The sequence below is a fragment of the Desulfosporosinus lacus DSM 15449 genome (genome assembly GCF_900129935.1).
Lineage (GTDB): Bacteria > Bacillota > Desulfitobacteriia > Desulfitobacteriales > Desulfitobacteriaceae > Desulfosporosinus > Desulfosporosinus lacus.
In genome coordinates this window covers 13247-38386 of sequence record NZ_FQXJ01000012.1, presented here as the reverse complement: position 1 = coordinate 38386, position 25140 = coordinate 13247, and the positions used below count along the sequence as shown (strand labels likewise).

The 25140-nt window shown below is 43.8% G+C and carries 26 protein-coding genes and 1 riboswitch; of the genes, 3 read left to right on the top strand and 23 right to left on the bottom strand.

Features of this window, described 5'->3' with window-relative positions; translation table 11 throughout:
- Positions 1-73: 73 nt before the first annotated feature.
- The 5 genes from BUB11_RS16110 to BUB11_RS16090 all read right to left on the bottom strand — a co-directional run bounded on the left by BUB11_RS16110 (position 74) and on the right by BUB11_RS16090 (position 4223).
- A complete protein-coding gene (locus tag BUB11_RS16110) occupies positions 74-799 on the bottom strand; it encodes an amino acid ABC transporter ATP-binding protein (protein ID WP_073030782.1) in 726 nt (241 codons plus the stop codon).
- 395 nt (positions 800-1194) lie between these two features.
- Complete coding sequence (locus tag BUB11_RS16105) at positions 1195-1545, bottom strand: type II toxin-antitoxin system PemK/MazF family toxin (RefSeq protein WP_073030781.1); 351 nt, start codon at positions 1543-1545, stop codon at positions 1195-1197.
- Positions 1542-1820 (bottom strand): CopG family ribbon-helix-helix protein, encoded by a 279-nt coding sequence (locus tag BUB11_RS16100; protein WP_073030780.1) that lies wholly within the window; start codon positions 1818-1820, stop codon positions 1542-1544. The genes BUB11_RS16105 and BUB11_RS16100 overlap by 4 nt, the downstream gene beginning before the upstream one ends.
- Before the next feature lie 247 nt (positions 1821-2067).
- Complete coding sequence (locus BUB11_RS16095) at positions 2068-2820, bottom strand: type 1 glutamine amidotransferase (RefSeq protein ID WP_073030779.1); 753 nt, start codon at positions 2818-2820, stop codon at positions 2068-2070.
- The gene (locus BUB11_RS16090) at positions 2817-4223 is read right to left on the bottom strand and encodes a Mur ligase family protein (RefSeq protein ID WP_073030876.1); all 1407 of its coding nucleotides are present in this window, start codon (positions 4221-4223) and stop codon (positions 2817-2819) included. The genes BUB11_RS16095 and BUB11_RS16090 overlap by 4 nt, the downstream gene beginning before the upstream one ends.
- 456 nt (positions 4224-4679) lie before the next feature.
- Between BUB11_RS16090 and BUB11_RS16085 the strand changes: the two genes are divergently transcribed.
- Entirely contained in the window at positions 4680-5486 is an 807-nt protein-coding gene (locus tag BUB11_RS16085) for an undecaprenyl-diphosphate phosphatase (protein ID WP_073030778.1), read from the top strand.
- 124 nt (positions 5487-5610) lie between these two features.
- Here BUB11_RS16085 and BUB11_RS16080 read toward each other — a convergent pair whose 3' ends face one another.
- The 5 genes from BUB11_RS16080 to BUB11_RS16060 form a co-directional block, all read right to left on the bottom strand.
- A complete protein-coding gene (locus BUB11_RS16080) occupies positions 5611-5862 on the bottom strand; it encodes a hypothetical protein (protein WP_242947571.1) in 252 nt (83 codons plus the stop codon).
- Between the two features lie 109 nt (positions 5863-5971).
- Positions 5972-7093, bottom strand: coding sequence for an alanine racemase (gene alr / locus BUB11_RS16075; protein WP_073030776.1), 1122 nt, complete (start codon positions 7091-7093; stop codon positions 5972-5974).
- 3 nt (positions 7094-7096) lie between these two features.
- Complete coding sequence (locus tag BUB11_RS16070) at positions 7097-8683, bottom strand: bifunctional ADP-dependent NAD(P)H-hydrate dehydratase/NAD(P)H-hydrate epimerase (RefSeq protein WP_073030775.1); 1587 nt, start codon at positions 8681-8683, stop codon at positions 7097-7099.
- A gap of 23 nt (positions 8684-8706) precedes the next feature.
- Positions 8707-9063: a holo-ACP synthase gene (acpS, locus tag BUB11_RS16065; RefSeq protein ID WP_073030774.1), complete on the bottom strand. Its 357-nt coding sequence runs from the start codon at positions 9061-9063 to the stop codon at positions 8707-8709.
- Between the two features lie 21 nt (positions 9064-9084).
- Positions 9085-9684, bottom strand: a complete 600-nt coding sequence (locus tag BUB11_RS16060; protein ID WP_073030773.1) for a GntR family transcriptional regulator — start codon at positions 9682-9684, stop codon at positions 9085-9087.
- A 179-nt stretch (positions 9685-9863) separates the two neighbouring features.
- A riboswitch (cyclic di-AMP (ydaO/yuaA leader) is annotated at positions 9864-9993 on the top strand.
- 220 nt (positions 9994-10213) lie between these two features.
- Between BUB11_RS16060 and eam the strand changes: the two genes are divergently transcribed.
- Positions 10214-11464: a glutamate 2,3-aminomutase gene (eam, locus tag BUB11_RS16055; RefSeq protein ID WP_073030772.1), complete on the top strand. Its 1251-nt coding sequence runs from the start codon at positions 10214-10216 to the stop codon at positions 11462-11464.
- Positions 11465-11734: 270 nt separating this feature from the next.
- Here the strand turns inward: eam and mnmL are convergent, their stop codons facing one another.
- Positions 11735-12652, bottom strand: a complete 918-nt coding sequence (gene mnmL, locus BUB11_RS16045) for a tRNA modification radical SAM protein MnmL/YtqA (RefSeq protein WP_073030770.1) — start codon at positions 12650-12652, stop codon at positions 11735-11737.
- 333 nt (positions 12653-12985) lie between these two features.
- Here mnmL and BUB11_RS16035 point away from each other — a divergent pair, with 333 nt between their 5' ends.
- Positions 12986-13981: a D-cysteine desulfhydrase family protein gene (locus tag BUB11_RS16035; RefSeq protein WP_073030768.1), complete on the top strand. Its 996-nt coding sequence runs from the start codon at positions 12986-12988 to the stop codon at positions 13979-13981.
- Here BUB11_RS16035 and BUB11_RS16030 read toward each other — a convergent pair.
- From BUB11_RS16030 to BUB11_RS15980, 12 genes are all read right to left on the bottom strand, one after another.
- Complete coding sequence (locus BUB11_RS16030) at positions 13972-14352, bottom strand: VOC family protein (protein WP_073030767.1); 381 nt, start codon at positions 14350-14352, stop codon at positions 13972-13974. The two genes, BUB11_RS16035 and BUB11_RS16030, sit on opposite strands and share 10 nt — an antisense overlap.
- Positions 14353-14471: 119 nt before the next feature.
- Positions 14472-15659: a DVU0298 family protein gene (locus BUB11_RS28310; RefSeq protein WP_073030766.1), complete on the bottom strand. Its 1188-nt coding sequence runs from the start codon at positions 15657-15659 to the stop codon at positions 14472-14474.
- A gap of 273 nt (positions 15660-15932) precedes the next feature.
- The gene (locus BUB11_RS16020) at positions 15933-16145 is read right to left on the bottom strand and encodes a tautomerase family protein (RefSeq protein WP_073030765.1); all 213 of its coding nucleotides are present in this window, start codon (positions 16143-16145) and stop codon (positions 15933-15935) included.
- Positions 16146-16462: 317 nt separating this feature from the next.
- Entirely contained in the window at positions 16463-17221 is a 759-nt protein-coding gene (locus BUB11_RS16015) for an energy-coupling factor ABC transporter ATP-binding protein (RefSeq protein WP_073030764.1), read from the bottom strand.
- Complete coding sequence (gene cbiQ, locus BUB11_RS16010) at positions 17218-18027, bottom strand: cobalt ECF transporter T component CbiQ (protein ID WP_073030875.1); 810 nt, start codon at positions 18025-18027, stop codon at positions 17218-17220. The genes BUB11_RS16015 and cbiQ overlap by 4 nt, the downstream gene beginning before the upstream one ends.
- A gap of 203 nt (positions 18028-18230) precedes the next feature.
- Positions 18231-19283, bottom strand: a complete 1053-nt coding sequence (locus BUB11_RS16005) for an energy-coupling factor ABC transporter permease (protein ID WP_073030763.1) — start codon at positions 19281-19283, stop codon at positions 18231-18233.
- A gap of 1036 nt (positions 19284-20319) precedes the next feature.
- A complete protein-coding gene (locus BUB11_RS16000; RefSeq protein ID WP_073030762.1) occupies positions 20320-21072 on the bottom strand; it encodes an ABC transporter ATP-binding protein in 753 nt (250 codons plus the stop codon).
- Positions 21069-22148, bottom strand: a complete 1080-nt coding sequence (locus tag BUB11_RS15995) for a FecCD family ABC transporter permease (RefSeq protein WP_073030761.1) — start codon at positions 22146-22148, stop codon at positions 21069-21071. Before BUB11_RS15995 ends, BUB11_RS16000 begins: the two co-directional genes overlap by 4 nt.
- Before the next feature lie 16 nt (positions 22149-22164).
- A complete protein-coding gene (locus tag BUB11_RS15990) occupies positions 22165-23289 on the bottom strand; it encodes an iron ABC transporter substrate-binding protein (protein ID WP_073030760.1) in 1125 nt (374 codons plus the stop codon).
- Between the two features lie 60 nt (positions 23290-23349).
- A complete protein-coding gene (locus tag BUB11_RS15985) occupies positions 23350-23985 on the bottom strand; it encodes an FmdE family protein (RefSeq protein ID WP_073030759.1) in 636 nt (211 codons plus the stop codon).
- A 188-nt stretch (positions 23986-24173) separates the two neighbouring features.
- On the bottom strand, positions 24174-24311 hold the full coding sequence (locus BUB11_RS27605) for a hypothetical protein (RefSeq protein ID WP_159436947.1): 138 nt from the start codon (positions 24309-24311) through the stop codon (positions 24174-24176).
- A 49-nt stretch (positions 24312-24360) separates the two neighbouring features.
- Positions 24361-24891, bottom strand: coding sequence for a cob(I)yrinic acid a,c-diamide adenosyltransferase (locus BUB11_RS15980; RefSeq protein ID WP_073030758.1), 531 nt, complete (start codon positions 24889-24891; stop codon positions 24361-24363).
- Between the last annotated feature and the right edge of the window lie 249 nt (positions 24892-25140).

The following is a 25140-nucleotide window of genomic DNA, read 5'->3' as shown; positions in this document are numbered from 1 at the left end:
ATAGTCACAGCTTACCTGCGCTTTCCATATTAAACCAGAATAATTACACCTATGAAGTAACCGAATTTAAAGTTTAGCGTAAAATCCGGCTTAAGAATGACTTGGTGCGTTCATGCGTAGGGTTTTCAAAAAAGCGTTGGGGAGAATTCTCTTCCACTATCTGTCCATCATCCATGAAGATGACGCGATCTGCAACCGTTTTAGCAAAACCCATTTCATGGGTGACAACCACCATTGTGATTCCCTCATGAGCTAAATCAACCATAACATCAAGAACTTCCTGGATCATTTCCGGATCTAGAGCCGATGTAGGCTCATCAAAAAGCATAATTTTAGGCCGCATTGCCAAGGCCCTAGCAATGGCCACACGTTGTTGCTGACCCCCAGAAAGTTGGGACGGATATACATTAGCTTTTTCTTTTAATCCCACACGATCAAGATAAGCCAGACCAGCCTTAACTGCTTCCGCCTGAGGCACTTTCTTAATAAGCATAGGAGCAAGAGTTAAATTTTCCAAAACTGTTTTATGTGGGTAGAGGTTAAATTGCTGGAAGACCATAGCAACTGACTGACGAACTTTAGCCACTAATGCCTTATGAGCAGTTATGTCTACCCCGTCCACCGTAACTTTACCTGAACTTGGCTTTTCTAACAGGTTCATACATCGAATTAATGTGCTCTTGCCTGATCCACTGGGGCCAATGACCACCAATTTTTCTCCCGACTTTACCGTTAGATTAATATCTTTCAAGACATGCAAATGACCAAAATGTTTATTTACCCCTTCTAATTGAATCAAGCGGGTTCTCCTTCCATTTCTTGTATTTTTTTACCATTTAGTTCCTTTAAAGTATGTCAGTTATGTACAATTTATTCGTCACAAATCCACAAATCCCTCTATTAATTAACAAGGAATACTGTATACACTCTTTTAAAGTTGACAAAAACTTGCACTTGTTCTAAACTAAAAGGTGAGCTGACATTGAGATCGCGCAAATGGCGCGACAAAAATCGGAGATAACATCTGCTATGGAACTCATGTTTGTAAAGATATTCTTATCTGTGACATGTGTGCAGGTGAACCCGTACAAAGAGGGACGACAGTAGTCGTCTCTTTTTTGTACTTGTCATCTATGCCAAACAAAAACAGCGTCGGTATTCATTCCGCAGCGCTGCCTCTTCAGAAACTATATATTAAATATCCGCAAGCCCTAAACTAATTTCGATGGCTTGATCTACTCTTAGCATCACTTCTTCATCCAATACCGCTACTTTTTCCTTCAGCCGACTTTTATCAATCGTTCTGATCTGCTCCGTAAGGATGACCGAATCCCGTTCTAATCCGCTGCGTTTAGCTCTTACCTCTACGTGAGTCGGTAACTTCGCTTTAGCAATCTGTGAAGTGATCGCGGCAATAATTGTCGTCGGGCTAAATTGATTCCCTATGTCATTTTGGACCACGAGGACGGGACGAGTTCCTCCCTGTTCTGAGCCGACGACGGGGTTAAGCTCAGCGTAATAAATTTCCCCGCGTTTTATCATCATCTCTGATACGCCACCATCGTTTCTTCATAATACTCTAGTACTTCTTGTTCCGTTTGAAACAATTCTCTAGCTATGGATAAATTCAGTTGCGCCATTTCGAGGTACCCTTTACGCATTTGCTCATGGATTCCCTTCTTCCGGCGTTCGTGAAGGATGCTATTCAATGCTTCTCGAATAAATTCGCTGCGATTACGCTTTTCAACTGTGACGATCCCATCAACCTCCGCAAGCAAACTCTCCGGCAAACTAATCATAATTCGCTTACTTTCTGCCACATTAGCACCCCCAAGTCATTTAGCTAAAGCTATACTCTATTATAGACAGTAATCTAAAAAAGTGTCAACGAATTCCACAGGTAAATAAACCAAAACCCCTCGAAATCAAGGTTATTTCACCATGTAAATTATGGTAAGAGACAATATGGATGAGAACTTTTATCAAGAATCCTTCATTAACTATAGTATATCAGTATATCACTCTTGATATACTGATTTTTGTTATTAACCAATCATAGCCATGATTTTAGGCCTGTTTCAATAGCCTTTTGACCATGGCCTTATGCGCTAAATCTTCCAAGCAATCGTCAAGTTCCATCAAGGAAGTGTCCACTCCACGCCTTTGAATAGCCAATTCTAATAACAAATCGGCGAGATGCGGATTCTTAGGGAGGAGGGGTCCATGTAAATACGTTCCAAAGACGTTGAGGTGACGTACCCCTTCCCCACTGTCCTCACCGTTATTTCCATGACCGAATAAGACTTTGCCCAAAGGGCTGATCCCTTCACCCAAATAAGTTTTGCCTGAATGATTCTCAAACCCAACCATTGTCCTAAATTTATTGGAATTACCGCTTGATTTTTTCTCGTCAAGTTCCACAACCACATTTCCAATCAGACGCTTTGCCCCAGCAATTGTCCAGATATCCAAGATGCCCAACCCGTCAATTCTTTCCCCATTAGTCATTTGATAGTATTTTCCCAGCATTTGATAACCACCACAAATAGAAAGCACGACAAGACCATTTTCAATGGCCTTTCTAAGTTCATTCTCCCGACGCATAAGATCTTGAACCAACAGGCCTTGTTCACGGTCAGAACCGCCGCCAATAAACAGAATATCCATACCCATGAAATCCAGGTCTTCCCCTAGGGAGGCTTTTTGAATTACCGGTTCAATTCCCCTCCAGCGGCACCGAGCCGCTAACGTTAAAATATTACCTCTATCTCCATAAAGGTCTAGTAAATCCGGATACAGATGGCAAATAGCAAGTTTCACGCCCTTGCCTCCTCTCCACGTTCCTTAGCTCCCGAATTCGACAGCCCCGCACTCTTTTGACGGTCTTCCACGATCTCCCGAAGCGGAAAGAGCAGAGTATACGTAGGTAATATAAACCAAGCTTCGCCCTCTGCCCGACTTCCTGTCAACATCTTAAGGGCTCCAGTCAAACTATGTTCAAGTATAAGTTTCTCGACGGATACGCCGGCATATTTTAGCCTTAAGGCTATGTCTTCTGCTCTAAGACCTGTACATACCACTTTCTGTATGCGTGCCTCATGCGTTCCTAATCGTTCAAAGTTCACATCCCAAAGCCAAGAAATATCTCGCCCATCCGCTGCTAGGTCATTAATTCCGATTAAAATCCCCAGGGGTCTATCGACACCAATCATTGTCTGAATGACCTGATCAAACCCTGTGGGATTCTTAACGAGAGTTAAGGTGATGTCCCCCTCCGGGAGACTAAACCGTTCCATCCGTCCGGCTTGAGGGATAAACACTCGCAGCCCCTTTTCAATAACTTTATCCTTGAAACCTAATTCACGGGCTGCTGTAAGAGCTGCAAGTGCATTGTACAGATTATAATACCCTTGCAGAGCTATCCTAAAGGCAACCTCATCAACCTGAAACAGCATCAACCCTTCATCCAGATGAACATCCTTCGCCAGTATTTCAGGTTCAGGACGATGGAAACCACACCCTGAACACTTGAAAATCCCCAATTGGCCGTAGTGAAACAGCGTATAATCTAAGGCCGTTCCACATCCGGGGCAAAATCTGGCTTCCCTTGTCTCCTGACTATCCCCTTGGCTGTCTGGGGTGCGCTCCACCCCATAATAAATTGCCTGATTATGATTCGTACCAAACTGAGCAACTAAAGGATCGTCCGCATTTAAGACAAGAACCGTTTCTTTCGGCAAAGATCCTTTAACCATACGTACTGTAGTATCTAATTCTCCGTAGCGATCAAGCTGATCACGGAAAAAGTTAGTGACAATCGCTAGACTGGGAGACACTTGTTCACAAAACTTAGGAACTGTCGCTTCATCCACTTCCAGCAATGCTAAACTCGCTTGTGATAAACCATTCCACCCTGTATTCTGTATTAAAGCTCCCGTAATTCCAGTCACTAGGTTCGCCCCCGCTTGGTTAAAGGCAAACACTTTTCCGGCTTGACGCAAAATACTTGCCAGGAGATTAGCCGTTGTGGTTTTTCCATTGGTCCCGGTAACCATGATAATTCCATCAGTATAGGCCACACTCAAGTGGCGCATGATCTGCGGGTCAATCCAGTTGGCAATCTTTCCGGGCAGGGTCGTCCCTTTTTTCCCTGTAACTAACAGCCCCATAGTTATTATCTTACCAGCCCATAAGGCAAGCCAAAAACGCCATGTTCGCTTCATGTTTACTCCTTTAATCAATTCCGAGACTCCCACTTCTTCAAGTGGGTGTTCCTTATTCTACTTCGGTAACGATAGTCTCCAGTGGAGAGTATCGTACTGGAGACTATCGTCACCGAAGTCTCGATGTTCAGCTTTAGTTGAACGAGTTCACTGTTATCTCATACATTGTAGCACTCTTATGTGTATTATCAACCAAAATCCACTCAAAACAAACCTATCTTTTCAACCACCCAAACCCTAGCAAGCACTTTCCGGGCTACTGGCAGACTATGAATTCAATAATTATTTGAATATGACTATTTTACCATGAGATACTCAGATGTTAATATTATTTTTTAATCTATTTAATTTGTCGTTTCCTGCCAATAATTACGGGCTTGTATTCATTGACTCGCTTATTAAAACTATGGGATAATGGTCAGGTGTGTGATCAATACTTAGAAATGAGATGATGCTTTGAACGATTATGTCAGCGCCTTGATTTTAGGGATCGTAGAAGGAATTACCGAATTCCTCCCGATTTCTTCGACAGGGCACCTAATCATAGTGAACCAGTTTGTTGGGTTTACGGAACAATTTGCAAATATGTTCGATGTAGTGATACAACTGGGGGCAATTCTTTCCGTCGTTGTTTACTTTCGGCATAGACTTATTCCCTTCGGCAATTATAAGTCAGCCAAAAATCAAGAAATATTTGAGCTATGGAAAAAGACCCTGGTCGGGGTTCTCCCTGCCCTTGGAATTGGATTTCTAGTAGGGGATTACATAGAAGAACTTTTGTTTAATACGACAGTTGTCGCTATAGCCCTCATAATCGGCGGATTAATTTTATTATATATTGAAAGCAAGAAACCTGCCTTCAATATTAAATCCATGAAACAACTCACTTACAGAACTTCTCTTTTGATTGGGTTTATCCAGTGTTTAGCTATGATACCAGGAACCTCACGCTCAGCCTCAACCATCATAGGGGCCATGTTATTAGGTGCTTCAAGGGTCGTAGCTGCAGAATTTTCCTTCTTCTTAGCCATTCCTACTATGGTCGCTGCTTCTGGTTACACATTGTTAAAAAATGGACTCGCCCTCAACTCACATGAGTTTCTAGTGGTAGCTTTCGGATTTTTCATATCATTTATAGTAGCTTGGTTAGTAATTGCCGGATTCATGAGTTACGTTAGCAAAAAGGATTTTAAGCCCTTTGGTTACTACCGAGTTGTATTCGGAATCATTGTACTTATGTATTTTGGTTTTATACCGGCCTAGGTTTCTTATAGGTTGATAGGACTTCGAAGAGCCCCTCCAGAATTGAAGTGTAGTCTCACTTCAATTCTGGAGGGGCTCATTTTGTACCTAAATCAATTCACAGATCAAGTCTTGTACGTGAAATTTAAAAAGCTTTAAATCCATTAATACTTTTATTTACAACCAGATCGAGTACCGGCCCCAAGACAAAGCTTAAGAAAATTCGAAATCCCTCAGCCAATACTAGCGCTACGCCTATACGCAGTAAAAATCTCCCCCAACGGGATGTAGAACGACGCAGGATACCATCGTAATCCAAAGCTCCAGCGGCACCCCACCCGAGCACCAGGCAAAGCATAAAAAAGGCATAACTCAACCCAGTCGTTAGATCAAACATAGACATGGCACCCCCTTGCCACAATTTATGAGGCAACAAAGGGTTTTATGTCTCAAAGAGTTTGACTTTTAATAATTAGATCACTTCGGACATGAAACAAGGGATCGCATCAATGCTCCCTTGGATCAATATAAACTCGCGGAACCCGTTTAGAAATTCCACAAACCACTTCATAGCTAATGGTACCCATCCAATCAGCCATTTCTGTCGCTGTCAGCTGTTCGTTGCCATCTTTTCCTAAAATAGTTACGACATCCTCTACTTTTACTCCCGGAATCTTCGTTACATCCAGCATAGACTGATCCATACAGATCCGCCCTATAATTGTTGAACGTCTTCCATGGATCAGCATTTCCCCTTGATTGGAAAGAGCTCTGCGCATTCCGTCCGCGTAACCTACCGGGACAGTTGCCACAACGGTAGGGTAAGCCGCTTGAAATGTGCGGCCATAGCTTACAGTCTCTCCGGTATTGATAGTTTTGACATGTGACACTTTGGCTTTCCAAGCCATTACCGGCTCTAGTCCAATATTCCCGTCAATTTGAGAAGATGGAGTGAGTCCATAGAGGCTAATTCCCAGACGAACAAGCTCAAAATGTGATTCCGGTAATTGAATGATCCCCGCGCTATTAGCCGCATGGCGGATCGGAATAGTAAGCCCGGCCCTCTTTAGCTCTTCATAAACAGTCTTAAAACATTTTAACTGTTTTCTGGCAAATGACAAATCTCTTTGGTCCGCAGTCGCAAAATGTGTGAAAATACCTTCAATAAACAGATTGGGTAAATCGGCAATCCTTAGAATCTCAGCGACGTCGGTCTCACAAAATCCAATTCTCCCCATCCCTGTATCAATTTTTATATGTAGTCTCGCCCTTCGGTTAAGCCTCACAGCTGACTCGGAAAGTGCCTGAGCCTGAGCTAATTGAAAAACAGTGGGAATAATATCTCTTTCAACTAAAGTATCCGACTCATTCCCCTCCGTAGCACCAATGACCATGACCGTAACCTCAGGAAACGCCGCTTTAATTTCCAGGGCTTCTTGCAAAAGAGCAACTCCAAAACGCTGTGCACCACAGGCTATAAGCGTTTTTACAACAGGAATCGCGCCATGTCCGTAAGCATCCGCCTTTACGATCGGCATTATTTCACTTTTGGTATATGTCTGAAGCTTGTAGAAATTTTCTCTAAGGGTTTGCAGATTCACCTCAGCCCAGACCGGTCTCCCTCCCATAGTTTATCCCTTCTTTCCCTCTAAGCCCTTATACTCTAATGCACGCCTCACTTTAGGAATTTGATCTGCTACTTCCGAGGCCGTAAATCCAGACCAACCAAACTCTTTTGCTAACTCATCCGCTGCTTTACCATGTAAATATACGCCCAGACAAGCCGCTTCCAGCGGTGAAACTCCTTGGGCTAACCAAGCAAGAATACTGCCGGTAAGAACATCTCCCGTCCCCCCTGCGCCAAGTCCGGGATTTCCGGTTGGGTTAAAGAAAGCACGACCATCAGGGGAAGCAATAATAGTCACAGAACCCTTTAAAACGACCACAGCTTCCCACTCAACTGCTTTTGCCACCGCAATATCTAACCGATTCCGCTCAATATCTTCAACACTGCATTGACAGAGTCGAGCCATTTCACCGGGATGAGGTGTAAGTATCAACCCGCCTCTTCCATTTCTCAAACTCAACAGACCCGGTTCTAATGCTATGAGATTAAGGGCGTCAGCATCCAAGACAATTGGGCAACTAATATTTTTAAGAATTTCTTCTAAAACAGAAATAAACTCTATATTCTCACCTAGACCCGGACCTACAGCAAGGGCTTTAGCTTTCTCAGATTGTTTTAAGACTACCTGCCAAGCTTCTTCATTCAAGAAATCTTCTCCAGGCGCAGACCAAACAGTTGCCTCCGTGATGCTTGCATCCACTTCTTTCGCAATCCCTTGTGGAGCAACGATTTGTAACAACCCAATTCCACTTCGCAAAGCTCCTTGTCCTGCTAACACTGATGCCCCGCTCATCCCTTTAGACCCTGCCACAAGAATACCTTTTCCATGGGTTCCTTTATGCCCTTTGAGATGACGAATAGGGATCATATCACGCACATCATCATCCATCAATACAAACGTAGAAATTCCTTCTTCTACCAGGTAGGATTCTGGAATAGAAATGGGATCCACTACAACCCGTCCACAATATTCGGGCCCTTCACCGAGAAAAAGGCCCCATTTGGGGAGCCCAAAGGTAACTGTAGTTTGGGCTCGAACCGCAGTTCGATAAACTTTACCGGTATTAGCCTCAACCCCGCTGGGAATATCAATAGAAACCACCCAACCGGGAGCACAGTTCACTTCATCCACATATTCTTCAATCAGGCCAGGCAAAGCCCCACGCATTCCAATTCCAAAAAGTGCATCTACAACGACATCTGCTTGCGCCAAAGCCAATCGTGTTAACCGCCGCTGTTTCTCTCCTTCGATTACAAATAATTTACCGGTGGTGCCTTGAAAAAGATGCAAATTTAAAGCTGCATCTCCCTTTAATTCCTTAAGTGGAGCAAATACTAAAACCGTAACATCCATCCCTTGAAAAACCAGATGTCGAGCAACAGCCAAACCATCTCCGCCGTTATTTCCTTTGCCAACAAGAATCACTGCTTTTCGACCGTTTAGCCCCTCCTTCCCTTTGGGGATACAACGTCGAATCTCTTCGACGACTGCCCAGGCTGCATTTTCCATAAGGAGCAAACTCGGAATACCATAATGATGAATGGCATTTTCTTCTATCTGCCGCATCTGTTCTGCATTGACCACACGCACTTTCCCCACCCCAGTTCTCTATATTAGCTTAAAATTGCGAACGCCATCGCTTGAGTTCGATTATGGGATAAACTAACTCGAACTTCTGATCCGCCCCTGGCAGATACCTGATCCATTGCTTTAAGACTAAGAAAAACTTGCGGTTCTCCCTTTACATTACTCAAAATCTCTATATCATGCCAAGACAATCCTTGTAAGCCAGTTCCCAAAGTCTTAAGAACTGCCTCTTTTCCAGCAAAACGTGCTGCATAACTTTGAATACCTTTCCCAATTAAGGCTTCCTGCTCTCGAATTGTGAAAAGGCGCTCAATTAGTCTAGGTTGACGTTTAAACGCCTGTGCCACTCGTTCTATTTCTATAATATCAATGCCAGGATACATTTTTAACTTACTCCATCCAACTTATAAAATTGACCTTAGCTTCTGTTGCCCCTCTGCTGAACCTGCTGCCAGCAGGACGTCCTCTCCACGCAGGACAAAGCTGGCGTCTGGAGAAAATTGTTCCAATCCGTCTCGAACCACCGCCACAATAGTTGCCCCTGTTCGCTCTCGAATTTTTAATTCTCTCAAAGTCTTGCCAATGGCAGGGGATGTTTTTCCGATTTCGATTTCTCCAACATCCAGCCACCGAGACATTAGACGGTCAGTATAACCTAGGAATTTATTAAGATGACTTTCAATCTTTATGTCAATTTCACGCCTTTGATCCATAAGCTTCTTAAGATCTTCAACAAAGACTTGAATTTCCCCTTTTTGATCAAAGGATTTAACAAATTTTTCTGCCATGGCCTTTGAGGTTACGGTGATCCCTACTCCTTGACTGACCACAACTACACCGACATTTTGCAAAACTGCGATGGCCCGGCGAATAGTTTCTGGAGAAACATTATACCGTCCTGCTAACGTCGAACGGCCATGAATTTTCACCCCTTCATGATATTCTCCCATCATGATTGCGTGAGCTATATCGATTGCAATTTCCTGATACCGAGCCTTTTCCAATTATGTCAACCCCTTATCCAATCTCGCTGATTCTTGGTTCATAGTTCATGGTTTGAATAACTAATAATAAAATATCCACTCGAATTCTAACCTATTATAACATAGCCAAATCTTGGTTACATCATGCTATTGACAGGTAACAACTCTTGTGTTAATATAAGGTTGTCAGTAAAATAAATATTTTTACCTTGCTGAATTTCCAAAAGGAAAACGGGGGAACCACTTCTTGGGGTGAATCGCCAAAATGGCGTAGAGCAGTTTTCAGCTCGAACCCGACAGCTAACCTCGTAAGCGTTGAAACACGTTAGCGTGATATTTCGCGTTTAATTCTTTTGGGAACCGATGATTTGATTGGTTCTTTTTTGTTTTTTAGAATGCGTGGCTAAGCGCCAAGCTTCCGCCCAAGCGGTAGCCCTAGCGACACTTATGCGTTGGGCCACGGATGGCGTACAAAACACCCCCATTACTAGAGAAAAGCACATCTGGATGAATTAAGTTTCAACTGGAAACAGATAAAGGAGGAATATATATGGCTGTCGAACTCCAAGAACGTTCAGGTACATTTCGACAATATGCGCTTAAGCGCGCAGTTGAGCTTAAACAAATGGTTATTCCATATCTCAACAACTCGAAAAAAGTTCCTACAGGATTTTCGCTTACAGAAACCTACGAATCCCGCCGTGCAGATATTCTAAGCTATTTCAACGCCACACTTGAAGACTGGGAAAGTTGGCACTGGCAAATGGCGCATAGAATCTCAGACCCCCATGTCTTGAGGGCTCTGCTTCCCGGATTAACTTTAGATCAATGTGAGGAAATTGACCGCGTAGGAAAAACCTATCGTTGGGCTGTATCCCCTTATTATCTAAGTTTAATGAGTGATACGGACCCTCTGGACCCAATTCGGCTTCAAGGATTGCCTGCATTAGCTGAACTCGTCGAAGACTTTGGCGAAGATGATCCTATGGGCGAAGAAATCACATCTCCTGCTCCCGGGATTACGCGCAGATATCCGGATCGGTTAATTATAAATGTCACAAATATGTGTGCTATGTACTGCCGGCACTGCCAGCGCAGACGTAATATTGGGGAAACCGATACTCATACACAAAGAACAGAACTTAAAGCAGCTCTAGATTATATTCGCGCAAATCCCGAGATTCGAGACGTCTTAGTAACTGGCGGAGACGCCTTGCTTCTTAGTGATCTCACTCTGGATTGGCTTCTGGGAGAACTTCACTCAATTCCTCACGTAGAAATCAAGCGACTTGGCACAAGGGCTCCAGTGACTCTTCCTATGCGCATAACGGACGAACTGTGCTCAATATTAGCTAAATATCCACCCCTTTATATTAACACACAGTTTAATCACCCCAAAGAGGTATCTGAAGATGCTAAAAAAGCGGCTGACAAACTTATTGCAGCCGGGGTGGTCTTGGGTAATCAAGCGGTTTTACTCAAAGGCATAAACCATCAACCAGAGGTCATGAAGAAACTAAATCATGAACTCCTCAAAATCAGGGTTCGCCCATATTATATCTTCCATGCCAAAAACGTCAAGGGAACACGCCATTTTGTTCCTCGGATTCAAGACGGACTTGCCATAATGGATCAGTTACGAGGATATACTTCCGGCCTTGCGGTGCCAACTTATATTATAAATGCCCCGAAGGGCGGAGGTAAGACACCCATATTACCGCAATACCTGGTATCTCTTGATGAAAACAAAGCAGTTTTACGTACTTGGGAAGGAAAACTTGTCCAGTACGAAACCCCATAATAGAAATAGTTATAAGAACAAGGGGGTGAGTGCAACATGGAACGTCTCAATAATGATCAAATAAGCCAACGAATAATTGCTACAAATTCAGATCTTAAACGTTACTTGAATTTAGCACCTAGCTTTAAACTCACACCACCCCAGTCTAAGCCTAAAAACTCCTGTTATAATGCATCCATGCAGCCAGATCAGTTATCACGGCCTAAGCTTAGGCCTTAATCCGAACTTCACTTCACATTTCTCCTTCTCTTTAGCGATCCTTCAGGGTCGCTATTTCTCTGCCCTTTTCCCTTGCCATGTATCTCTGAGTTCTAACTCAGCGTCGATGGCATTGAGAACTTCCCACTTCTTCCGACTCCAAAGAGGCCCGATTAGATCATCTGGGGGGCCATCTCCGGTCAAACGATGAATCACCATCTCTGGCGGTAAAATTTCTAGAATATCCACAACAAGAGAGACATAGTCCTCTTTCGTCATGAGTTCAAATGGCTCCTTGTCATAAATTGTTGCCAATGGAGTGCCCCTGAGCACATGTAACAAATGAATTTTAATCCCTTGTATAGGCAGACCGGCAACTGCCCGCGCTGTTTCCAGCATTTCTGCTTTTGATTCTCCAGGCAAGCCTAGAATTATATGAGCGCAAACCCGTATCCCTCTATATCGCAATTGTTCTAGACCCTTAAGGAATTGGGAATAATCATGACCTCTTCTAATCCATTCCATAGTTCGATCATGACTGCTTTGCAAACCCAGCTCTACCCATAAATACGTCCGCCGATTCAGTTCCTCAAGATAGTCGAGCACATCTTCCGGCAAGCAGTCCGGCCTTGTTGAGACGGATAATCCAATGACATTTTCTTCTGCCAGGGCTTCTTCATAAACCTGGCGTAACCTTTCCGACGAGGCATAGGTATTGGTATACGCTTGGAAATAAGCGATATATTTTGCGCTTGGCCATTTCCTCTTCATCCGTTCTGAAACTTCAACAAATTGATCATGAAGGGATAACTTCTGATCTCCGGCAAAATCCCCGGATCCTCGCTCGCTGCAATAGACACACCCGCTCCACCCCAAAGTTCCATCTCGATTTGGGCATGTAAATCCAGCGTCCAAAGAGACCTTAAAAACTTTCTCCCTAAATCGATTGCGCAAGTGTTCATTAAACGTAAGATATCGTTTCTTTTGCATAGTTGCTTCCATTCTTTATAATGATCTTGTTTAGCTGCTGATACTATCAAAAATCGGTTTTAAATCAACCAAGAGATCCGAAAAAATAGATACCTTAATCTTATCATCCTCGGTATATATATCTGGTCGACCATATCTTTGGTCCCCTTGTAATGTAAATAAACCCCTCCAATTATTGACCCTAAACATCAATTGTAAATATACGAAAGGCAGGCAGGTACAGGATAATATTACCACATAAAGCAGGCATTGCAAGATTATTAAATCTTCTGAAGGGATTTCAAGAAGGGATTCCTTGATAACTGATAGAATGATAATCCCAGGAGGTGTCAAATGTACAAATCATTACTGGAAAGCTTACCCATTCCCTCTCGCATCCCCTTGATGGGCGGCCCTACACCCCTTGAAAGAAGCCGCCTTGCTTGGGGTGAGGATGCATTATATTGGAAACGAGACGACCTGACTCTCTACGGCCTTGGAGGGAATAAACTGCGCAAACTTGAATTCCTGATGGCTGAAGCACTAAGTCAAAAGGCAGATCTCATTATAACATCGGGTGCACCTCAATCCAATCATGCTCGTCTCACAGCTGTCGTTTCCGCAATGTTAAAGCTTAAACCCGTGATTGTTATTCCAGGAGAGACACCCACTGAATGGGGTGGCAACCTGCTTCTGGATCGTCTAGCCGGGGCAGAAATTATAGCTTGTGGAGAAGAACCTCTTGATCAAGCAGTAAACCGCATTTCCACTGAAAAGAAATCACAGGGTTTCCATCCTTACACAATCCCTCTAGGGGGCTCTAATGTTCTCGGATCGTTGGGATATTTTCTCGCTTTTTTCGAACTGCTTAAACAAGCTGAAGAACAAGGATGGGCCCCAAATACCCTGATTTGTTCAGTCGGTAGCGCCGGAACTCTAGCGGGGTTGATCGCCGCCAATGCTCTTCTCCCACACCCTCTTCGCGTACTGGGAGTCAATGTAATCCAAAGTTCGGATCAACTTCATACACAGGTTGAAAAACTTGCTGCCGAGGTCTTGGATTTGCTTCATATTCCTTGTTCGCTGCCATCTTTTGAAATTACTGCTAATTTTATCGGACCGGGATACGGCCTACCCACTCCAGAGTCTTCTAAGGTCATCATTGAGTGTTTTCGAACTGACGGCATCCTTTTTGACCCCGTTTACACTTCCAAAGGTGTGGCAGCAGTTAAACACCTGATGCAACAGAAAAGCCAAGAATTCCCTGAGAAGATTGTCTTTTGGCACACTGGAGGCGGGCCGGCCATCTTTGATCAACATTATTATGCGGACCTTCTTGGTTACACCTGATATAGCTCGAGTCTTTCTCCGCTCGGACCCCGAAAAAAGAAATTATACCGTCCTTCTCCTATCGACATGGGTTCCGAAGCAGTCAACTCAACCTGATGGTCTTTTAAATGATCAATAGCCTTCATAATATCGGATACACGGATTGCCAAGTGATTGACAACTCCATCCTCAAACTTTTGGCCGTTAACGACTTCCACCAACTCCACAACGGTACCCCCTAATTCCAGAAAGACCAATTCCACCTCGCCTGGTTTAATCCGGTTTAAAAACTTAAAGCCAAGTACTTCTGTGTAAAATCGAATGGCCTTTTCCATTTCCAAGGCCTTAATTCCAATATGTTCGACTCCAGTAAAAAGGGATTTGTTCTCCATATCTGTTCCCTGCCTTCTCATTTATCTATTTATTTTCCCGAGTTGTTTAAGATGCTATTTATTAACCGTCTCTAGTGAACTCGTTCAACTGAAGATCAATAATTCTTTAAGCTTCCCCTTTAGGTTCGGATAAAACCTTCCAATTCTAACAGCCTTTCCTTAATGTCTAACCCCCCGGCATACCCTGTCAAACTTCCGTTTTTGCCGATCACTCGATGGCAGGGAACCACAATTCCAATTGGATTTTGATTGTTGGCCATGCCCACCGCTCTTTGCCCCTTTGGATTACCCACTCTCGCAGCAATATCACCATAACTGCGTGTCTCTCCATATGGTATACGCAAAAGCTCTTTCCAAACTTGAAGTTGGAAAGGGGTACCGACTTGATGAAGAGGGATGCTAAAGTCCTTAATTTTCCCTGTCAAATACTCTTGCAACTGACGAAAAGCCTCTGTATTAGGCTCGCGTTTTCGAATCAAAAACCCCTTTGGGAACCAGCGTGCTGCCCATGTTCTCAAGGACTGTTCCTCCTCAACCATCGAGCCAAGTCCTAACCAACATAACCCCTCCTCAGTGGAGGCAACCGTTATTTCAACCTCCATATCCTTGATATTCATCTGCTCAGACCAAAACGCAAGAGTTTGAACCTGCCAGAGTTCCTGAACAGTATAACTGACAAAATTGCCATCTTGATAAATTTCAAGATGGTGCTGATCATTTTTTAAGCGCTGATCCAGCTCTTTGGAAACGCTCCATTTAGGTCCTTGTTCACGGTAAAGTTCAAAGTCATCCGCTGGTTTTCTCATCAGGGCATAAATCAAGGCAGCCAATCCCCGAGCGAAGGGTTCTTTAGCTTCTAAGAAGGGGCTTATGCGTTCTTCCAGAGGATATACTAACTGTGGGGCAGTCTGTGCCAATTGCGCTAATCCCCATAGTGCTCCATCCCTTAAGCTCTCATCTTCTAACAACCCAGAAAGCATCCAATTAAAATGTCCACAAGTCCCCGGACAATGAGCAAGGAGACTCCCTATGGCCTCAGATGCATTCCAAGCCGTCCCCCCAGATTCTTCATTAAGCATCCAAAAATAGCGTCTTACAAGCTCTACCGCAAATGTGGGCTTTTCCTTTTCGATTTCACGAACTAAAAAACCTAAGGCATCTACAGCTCTCCAGAATATAAGCCCATCCTTAACATAAATTCGGGTCATTAATTGTCGGTAGACATTCCTATGTTCTTTAGCCCAAATACTAAGTTGATTCCAATCCCTTTTCTCTAAAACTTGTTCTACATCTCTTTTAGTCGGCATTGGACACCCCTTCTCTCTTCTACATATTTTCTACACCCTCTTCAAGTGCAAAACTTCCTTAATTATTTTTATTGGTTCCTTATTAAGAATCATCTTATCACAATTTCATTAAACTGTGTAAATAAAATAGCAGTCCTAAAAAGCTCTCGAAATAAAGTTGGGCGTGCAACGAGGCGGCCCCGTTGTACGCCCAACTCACTAGAACAACCTCTAAGATCAAAAAATAGGCGGCCTCCCTGAGGCCGCTTATTTTTTGATCTTAGAAATTAAATGTTAATCTCTCTCTTTGTATTTATCCCAATAGGCAGTTTCGGTTAGCACTTCCCCACCAATACCCATATTGCTGTATTCGTGTTCATCTAAGGTAACTGTGAAGGCTGCCATAGGAATTCCCAAGGCCTGGGAAGCAGCTTGACTCATTCCATGAATCAGACTCCTCTTTTGATCAATAGTTAGGACAGGTCCATCAAAGTTAATCATTGGCATTTACAAGGCACCTCCGCTAAATTCATTGTTTTACTCTTAATATAAAATTCCCGTTTTAAACCAAAAACATGTAACCTTCATCAACGTCTTGATTTTTTTATTTTACCTTATTTGCAAGAAATCCCCTTAAGATTTTCCCTTAATTTCTTTCTTTTGCGGCTCGCCATTATTCTATATAAAAAAAATATCAGCCATGTACAAGAAACAGGGCTGACACATCACAAGTGAATATATAGTTGTATTTATGAAGGATTATACAAAAACGCTTCTATGAATATAGAGGATTTTCTACATGAATATTAGCTGAATAGCCAGTATTAAACTTTTTCAGTCCCACAAACGGGACAGTTCTGCAGTGACAATGGTATCTCAAGGCCACAGTCATCCATCAACTCGGCATTCACCAAAATTTCAGACGTCACCCCATCCGCCGCAATTTCACCATTTTTAATAACAATAGTCCTGTCACACATTTCGAAAATCATGTCTAAATCATGACTGGTAATAACTTTTGTATGCTTAAAACTCGTAAGGAGCTGCATAACTTTTCGTCTGGATTTAGGATCAAGAGCCGCTGTAGGTTCATCCATAATCAAAATATCGGGTTGCATCGAAAGCACTGAGGCAATAGCCGCGGCTCGCTTTTCTCCGCCTGACAATTTAAAGGGGGCGCGATCTTTTAAATGAAGGATGCCCACTAGTTCTAAGGCATTGAAAACACGCTTTTCAACTTCCTTTTCATCAAGTTTATAGTTACGAGGTCCGAAAGCTACGTCATCGTAGACAGTATTCATGAATAACTGGTCATCAGGGTCCTGAAAAACCATACCCAAACTTTGGCGAATCATCGGAAGTGTCTTCTTAGTGACATGGACATCACCGACACAAACTTCGCCCTGGTCTGGAAAAAGCACTCCCATAAGCAACATCAGCAGTGTGGATTTTCCTGCCCCGTTCGCTCCTATGATTCCCACGGACTCCCCATGATGGATACAAAAGGACATCCCCTTGACCGCCTTATGTCCATCAGGATAACTATAATGCAAATCCTTGACCTCAAGTTTATGATGACTCATCTTATCACTCCCGTTATCAATGAACCTATTAACATCGGAATATTGTACATTCTCGCCACCGCAAAGAAAAATACCCATCCGATAAAATAGGATAAATCCCAAACTCTAATTTCTTTGAACCCTCCTGTATGGTACTCCCCTGTAAACCCTCTTAAACACATTGCTTCATAAATTCGCTGAGCTCTGTCAAAGGTGCGGAGGATAAGTTGTCCGGCCAATGAGCCCCAGGCACTTCGATGGACACCTTTTTGTCTAGGAGCCCGTAAAGAATACGCCCTTAAGGTTCGGGCTACCTCCTCCATCAGCACAGAAATATATCGATAAGTTAAGAGCAGTTGGAGCACAAATATACGAGGAATTTTCAACATCCTTAAGGCCCCTGCTAATCGGTCCATTCCCGTGGTCGCTATAAGAAGCAGGGCTGCGGTTACAGTTAGTCCGCTTTTTAACAAAATTGAAAGAAAGGTAATCCACCCTCTGGAGATTTCTCTTCCACCCAGTAAATAAACTTGATGATCGAAGAAAGGATTTAGTATACCTATCCCAATAATAAATGGAGAAACAAGTAAGATCCTTAAAAGTATGGGCTTAACAGGCAGTTCTGCCAAAGTAAAGACTATTACTGGGTAGAGCAACAATGGCAGTAAACCACCAATCTCATATCTTCCAAAGGATACAACCACAGTTAAATAACTAACTGTGGTTAATAATTTCATAAGTGGATGCAGTTTGTGTATCACGGTTTCCTGCCGAGCCAAATCATCAAGAAGCCGCATATTATACAATGAATTCATGATGTTTGCCATATCAACAATCCAATCCAATTTTATCAGTGAACTCGTTCAGCTAAAGCTGAACATCGGGGCTTCGGTAGGGGATTCTACCCCCACCGAAGTAGAAATCGGAACACCCACTTAAAGAAGTGGGAGTCTCGGAATTGATAAAACTATACCTGCGACAAGGGTTAGGAAGGGCGGTCTGGTCGCCCGCCGTCAACTAAACGACGGATTTAAGAATTAGCTCCATACTTTCTTCGCTTCAGCGAACTGATACCCACTCCCACAAGGACCGCTAAGGCCAGAGTCAGCCCACCGCCTACTATTCCGGAAGTGCTCGTCCCGCCGCTTATGGCCGGCCATGCTTCTTCCTCTTCTCCGGCACCCAGCTCCGTTTCATCCTCCGGTGTCTTAAAGGAATAGTCAGGCAAAAAGGCTGTTTTAGTCTGTAGGTCAGATAGTTGCTGATGCAGGCCATCCGGAGCCTCCAGTTCGGCTGTGCCGGCAGTCTTGATCATGGCCCATTCCAAGCCATCAGGATTGGAAGAGGCAAACCAGGATAATCCTACTCCAGTAATCAGCGTAATTGCGATCAGTCCTGCAGCCACCTTCTTTATGGAGACATTACTTAGAGCTCTTCCAGAGGCAGCCCCTTCAAGAATTTCCGGCCGGGCGTTCCAAATATAGGTTACAACAGCAGCTGTGACAAGGCCTTCTACTGCCCCAATTGCCAAATGAATAGGCTGCATTAATAGTACAAATGTCCCAAAAGGCAACTCGGTCTTACCAGAGAAGAGGGTTTCTAACACGACCCCGAAAGCTCCCATTTGAAGCCCTATGATCGCTGCAAGGATCGAAGCAAAGAAAATGCGCTTTGTAGTATACCCTCTTCCCATAAACCCTTTATAGATCAAGGGATAGGCAATAAAGCAGGAGAAAAAGCCCATATTAAACACATTGCTCCCTAAGGCCAGCAAGCCTCCATCTGCAAAAAACAGCGCTTGGATTGTGAGAACGGAAGCAATAGTCAGGAAACCCGCATACGGACCAAGCAAGATTGCAAGAAGTAAACCTCCTCCAATATGACCACTTGAGCCAGTCGCTGGTATCGTGAAGTTTATCATCTGGGAAGCAAAGATAAACGCTCCCATAACTCCCATCAAAGGAATCTTCTTTTCATCCATCTCGGATTGAATCTTCTTAATCGAATAGGCCGCAACACCCGCTGTTGCCACCCACATGGTTCCACCTACCAGCGGTGAAATCAAGGCATCTGCCATATGCATAAGTATCCCTCCAATTATTATAAATAATATCATATTTTAGTCTTCTCGGGATAATTTTCTAAAAAGTTTGATTATTCAGCTTATATGTAACTCTCCCTTCCACTCAGAATAAACAAAAAAACCACAAAGTTGACCCTAATGAGTCAAACCTCCATGGTTTTTGCAAAGACCTTCATGATCTTGCTCTACAAATATATTTACTTGATACAATTCTACAATCATCTGAGATTTCCTGCAAGGAAAAAATTATACTTTGCCAAATTATCTTATCCCCTTGCCGAGAATTCCAATGACTTAACTCATTGACAAGCGACATCATTTCTCATTATTGAAGTTGGCATCTCTAAAATGGTACTAGTCAGATATTTAGTGTAAGAATGCTGAGGCTGCCTGAAAATCTGCTGCCTGCTCCCCATTTCTATCAACTTGCCCTGATGCATCACCGCAACTCGGTCACTTACCGCTTGAACCACTTCTAAGATATTAGAGAAGTCTTAGAAATAACTGAAAATAATTATTGTAACCAAAGAAGGAATTATAATATTTATGTAGAATACTATGCCCTAACTACAAATTGCTAAATATTAAAGACCATGGAGGTCTTGACTAGACTTTAAGTCTAGTTATTCCTCCAGGGTCTTTTCTGTTTTATAAGGAGGTGATTAATGCATACCAGCTATGGTCAAGACGACTTTCCAAAAGTCCGCAACATGAATTCGACGCTCCAAAGCCCCTTGAAAATCTTACCACCTGCATCTTACCTGCGAAAATGCCAACCAAAAATCCCTAAAGAAAGTTTGAATCCTTAGGGAGCTATCAACTTCAGACTGATGATATTCTGATCTGACCGTCACAATGTTATTGGGTCTGGCCTAACCAAACGTTGCTTCTAGTATAAAAAGAGGTTGTGTTGAAAACTCAGCCTCCAAAATCCCAAGTGGTTACAACAATCAAAAAGCGTCCTCCTTTCACTATCAAAGTGGAGTGAGGACGCTTGTGTTTTATTATTTTAGGACAACCCCTTTGAACTTATTCTTTAACTTGGAATCACAACAATTTGGTTCTGTACCCGCTCCACACTAACAGAGACCCCATAGGCCTGAGAGATATTTTCAGCTGTCATCACTTCCGATCCTCCCGCAGCAAAGACCTTGGTGTTCTGCAATAACAAAAATTTATCTGAGAAACGCAAGGCCAGATTTAGGTCGTGCATCACAGCAACCACTGCAATGTTCTTCTCTTTAGCAGCGGCCTGAATGGTTCTCAACACTTCGATTTGATTTCTTAGATCCAAGTTACTGGTTGGTTCATCTAATAAGAGAACCTCGGGTTCCTGAGCCAAGGCCCTGGCAATCACGACTTTCTGCAGTTCCCCTCCACTCAATTCATCTAAGTAGCGAAGAGCAAACTCTTTTAGACCAGTCTTTACCAATAATCCTTGCACCAGCGCCAAATCTGACGCCGTCGCCTCCCACTTTATATGAGGCTTGCGGCCTAAAAGCACAGCGTCAAAGACAGTCTGGCGATTGCTCTCGTAGTGCTGTGAGACATACGCCATCTTTAGAGCTATTGCCAAGCGACTAAGCTTAGACACCTCCTGATTGTCCAATAGAATACTGCCCTTTTTCGGCAGCAAAATCCTGTTTAAAGTCTTGAGTAGCGTGGATTTTCCAGCGCCATTGTTCCCTAATATGGAGAGGAACTCCCCTTTTTGCACAGAAAAGCCCACCTTATCCAAGATTGTTCGGGAGCTGTAACTAAATTCGATCCCTTTGACGGATAAGATCATCGCAACTTAGACCCCCTCACCAGCAGATAGAGAAAGAGCGGTGCCCCGAGAAAGGAGGTTACTGCTCCTACAGGCAAGACCACGGGGGCGATGATCCGCCTGGCCAGAGTATCCGCAGCCAGAAGCAGCAAAGCACCCACCACCCCAGATGCAGGAATGAGGAAGCGATTGTCCCCGCCAATCAAGCGCTTCACAAGATGAGGAGCCACGAGACCAATGAAGGCCATGATTCCTAAAAAGGAAACGACTGTAGCCGTAATCAAAGAAGCGAAAAACATCCCCCACTGTCTTGTTTTTTCCACGTTGACACCTAGACCCTTGGCTGTCTCTGCTCCACTGTCCAGAGCATTGTAATTCCAGCGGTTAAACAAGAAAAAGAGCAAGGAGCCAAAGACGACACAGGACATAATCCCCAATTCCCCCCAGGATGCTCTTCCAATGTCGCCAAAAGTCCAGAAGACAATAGCCGCTACATTAACATCATTGGTAAAATACTGTAACAGCATAGTGGCTGCCGAAAAGAGAGACCCTAAAGCGACCCCGGCTAAGACCATGGACTCCGGTGAAACTCCCTTATATTGAGCTAAAAAGAGAATGATCATGGTCGTAAGCATTGCCGCCACGAAGGCGAAAATTGTGACAATATAAGGGTTGTTAATCAGCAGCGCTCCCCCGCCTGTACTGGGAGTACTTCCTGCTCCCAAACCAATGATGGCCAGTGCAGCCCCAAAGGCTGCGCCTTGAGCAATCCCGAGTGTACTCGGAGAAGCTAAGGGGTTTCTGAGGATATTTTGCATGACCGCACCGGCAACTGCCAAGCCTATCCCTGCCACCATCGCTGCCAACACACGGGGTAAGCGGATTGACCAAATGATAATCTGAGACTGTCCCTCGGTTTGGCCGAATAAGGTCAGTAAGACCTGCCAAGGCGAAAGCTCAGCTGAGCCGGCGCTGATGGCATAAAGTGCCAGCACTGCAGTCATCCCCAACAGACCTAACATAATTAATTTCTTCTTCCATGTATATCTCAGATAATGGCTTACTCCGCCTTCAGGCACGATCTCATTGCCAACCAACTCAAATCACCTCATATCATTTTCCTAGCTCCAACTTCTTGAAGCCGCCAAAATCCCTATCCATATCCGCATACAGGGGTTTACCCAGCAGGAACTGATAAATTTCATCACTCTTCTTGATCGGATCGATGTCTTTAAACTGTTCAGGAAAGATTATTTTTCCTGCGTAATAGGCGTCTGCAAATGCTGTGTCGATATTGGGGTTATAGTTATTAAAGGGAATCAAGTTATAGACTCGATCAGTTTTCAAAGCCTGCAGGGATTGGTAGAAAGCAGGGTTTTTCTTATAATCTTCTGTGACTAGTGCATACCCCCCTGCATCAAGAAACAAAAAATCCGGCTCCCAGCTGATGAGTTTTTCTTTATCGATCATAACAGTTCCGTTTTTGCCTGTTTCATCAACGACATTTTTTGCCCCAATATACTTAAATGGAGGGTATTGGGCCTGAGTGCTTTCAATCCCATGCGCTCCTTTCATGCTCACAGCGCCTACATAAACTTTGGCTTTTTCGCCCTCTGGAATACCCTTCGTCCGATCTGCCAAATCCTTTTCATTTTGTTTGAGATAGGTCACAACGTCTTGTGCCCTCTTCTCCTTGCCGATGATCGAGCCGATTATATTTAGGGAACGGTATAGATTCTCACCAAACGTCGCTAAATCCCCATAGCTTAAAGCGACTACCGGAATACCTGTTTTGGCTTGTAATTGATCAGCCTTCTCTTTATCTACAAGGGTACAGACAAAAATCACATCCGGTTTGACGCTGACTAAGCTTTCCTCGTTCGGTGCAGTATCCGGGCCTCCCTGCCCGATACTGGGGAGTTTCTTCAAGTCGGGATAAGCGAGCATGTAGGATCTTCCTGGGTTAGGTTTCTTCTCAGTCTCTTCGATCCCGACCACCATAGACGCTCCTTCGGCATAAGTCACTAACCGGAGCGCACCCGGTCCAATGGCCACCACCCTTTGGACAGGGACCGTTAGTTCAACCTCTCTGCCGACCAGATCCGTAATTTTTTGTTTATGAGCCTGAGCTGTGGTCGGAACTGTTCCCCCTTCCTTCGTACTTGAAGATCCTCCACATCCCGTTAAAAGTAATAAGGACGTCATTAGTATCAAAAGTAGCGATGTCAGTTTTCTCATTAAACTCATCCTCTCAAAAGCGTATTTGCCCATGAAAAGCTACTTTACTAAAAGCGAGCTTTATTTATTTAAGACAAGGAGTCGTGATTCATACTGTTCCACACACTCCGGACAGGCGATGCGTCCATCACGAACACTCGCCCGCTGCTCCATTACTCCCTCACCGCAGAAAGCACATTGCACCGTTGGATTGAGTTTTGGGCCCTTGGGTAGCTCAAATGTGATTTCCCGCCAATCAAAATGCTCTTCCGGCGGTGCTTCCACCAGGTGCCTGGAAATCTCTCCGTGAAGCTGATAAAATTCTTCAGCCTCAGCTGCACTTGCAGTGTTGTCCATCATTTTGACCCGTAAAGCTTGATGTCGTTCATTTTCCATAGCGCCATATTTTAGAGCTACACGAACACCACGCCCATCCTGACGGCGAATGAAACTAAAAACGTGCTTTCCATGATCCCTGAACATCAGATTTCCTTTGCCAAAGGTACTCGAAAGCAAGGTCTGCACAGCATCCACTCCACAGGCGTCGTTTTGCACGATGCTGACCACTCCGCTTTTCGGATTGTACGGCTCCCCCTCGAAGTTGGGCAACACCTTTAAGGCAATCTGGGCCGCTTGGAAACCGATTGCCAACCCAGGGCAAATATGTCCGTGAAACTCTACACAACGCTCCCAATCCATTTGAATTTGTTTCTCCATCTTTTCATCGCTCCCTTAATTTCAGTAAAAAAAGAGACCAGGAAGCTGACTTCGTAGCGAAGTCAGACCTCCATGGTCAAATTTTTAATGTATTTTGTTTGATATTGGTATTTCTACATTAATTTATAAATTCCTTCTTTTTTTATTACTTTTTTGGACTTCAGTTTCTTGCCGAAAACTCATGTTCATCAGATCGATTTGCTTTGCTGAGAAGATAATTCTTCAAGTTCGTCATCAATATCTAGAAGCTTAACCAGCCACTGAGAGCGCTGTTCCCTTTCTGATATAAATTTCCCTAATATCTCTTCTCGCGCATCTTGTAGCACTTGCCTCCGCTTTTCAATCTCCTGTAACTTATCTTGGTCACTCTTTTATTTAATACTCTATTCCTTTTCGCGCTATTATGCCCTTTTCAATAGGATGTTCGCGAGCAACTATTTCCGAGACATAATCAGCTAACTCGATGAGCTTTTTCGGGGCATCCCTCCCTGTCAGAACGAGCTCTAGTTTTAGTGGCTTCTTCTTAACAAGCTCGACTACTTCAGCCATTGGCAGGAACCCATAGTTCACAGCGGCCATAATCTCGTCCATGATAATCATATCCCATTCCCCGCTCATGACCGCCTCAGTAGAATAGTTAAGACTAATTCTCATCTCTCCTTTTAGTCCTCCTAATTCTTTATCTGACATTCCCCAAGTGAATTTGCCATTTGCTCTGTATTGAAAGAGTTGAAAGTAGGACCCTAAACCGGCGATGACCTTCATTTCTCCAGTATCCCATCCTTTTAAAAACTGCACCATGAGGACCTTAAGTCCCTGTCCGTAGGCCCTAATCCCTAATCCGACTGCTGCTGTTGTCTTCCCTTTCCCTGCACCGGTATAAATATGAACAAGCCCTGGTTGCATGCTTCTTTCTCCTTTCCTCAAGTATCTAGTTTCATTAGATATACAACGCTACCATAAAATAAAGAGACAACTTAACATCACTAATCATTAAGACAGCAATGTATCGGTTGTCTCAGACGGCGCGTTCTCCTCCGCTTGCAAGTCGCATTCGCATTTTTGAAGCAGATCCCGCTTGAACAAGACATTTAAGCTTGCAGGCTGGTTTCCTCTGGAACCCTTTTAGTTATGCTTAACAAACTCTATTTAGTG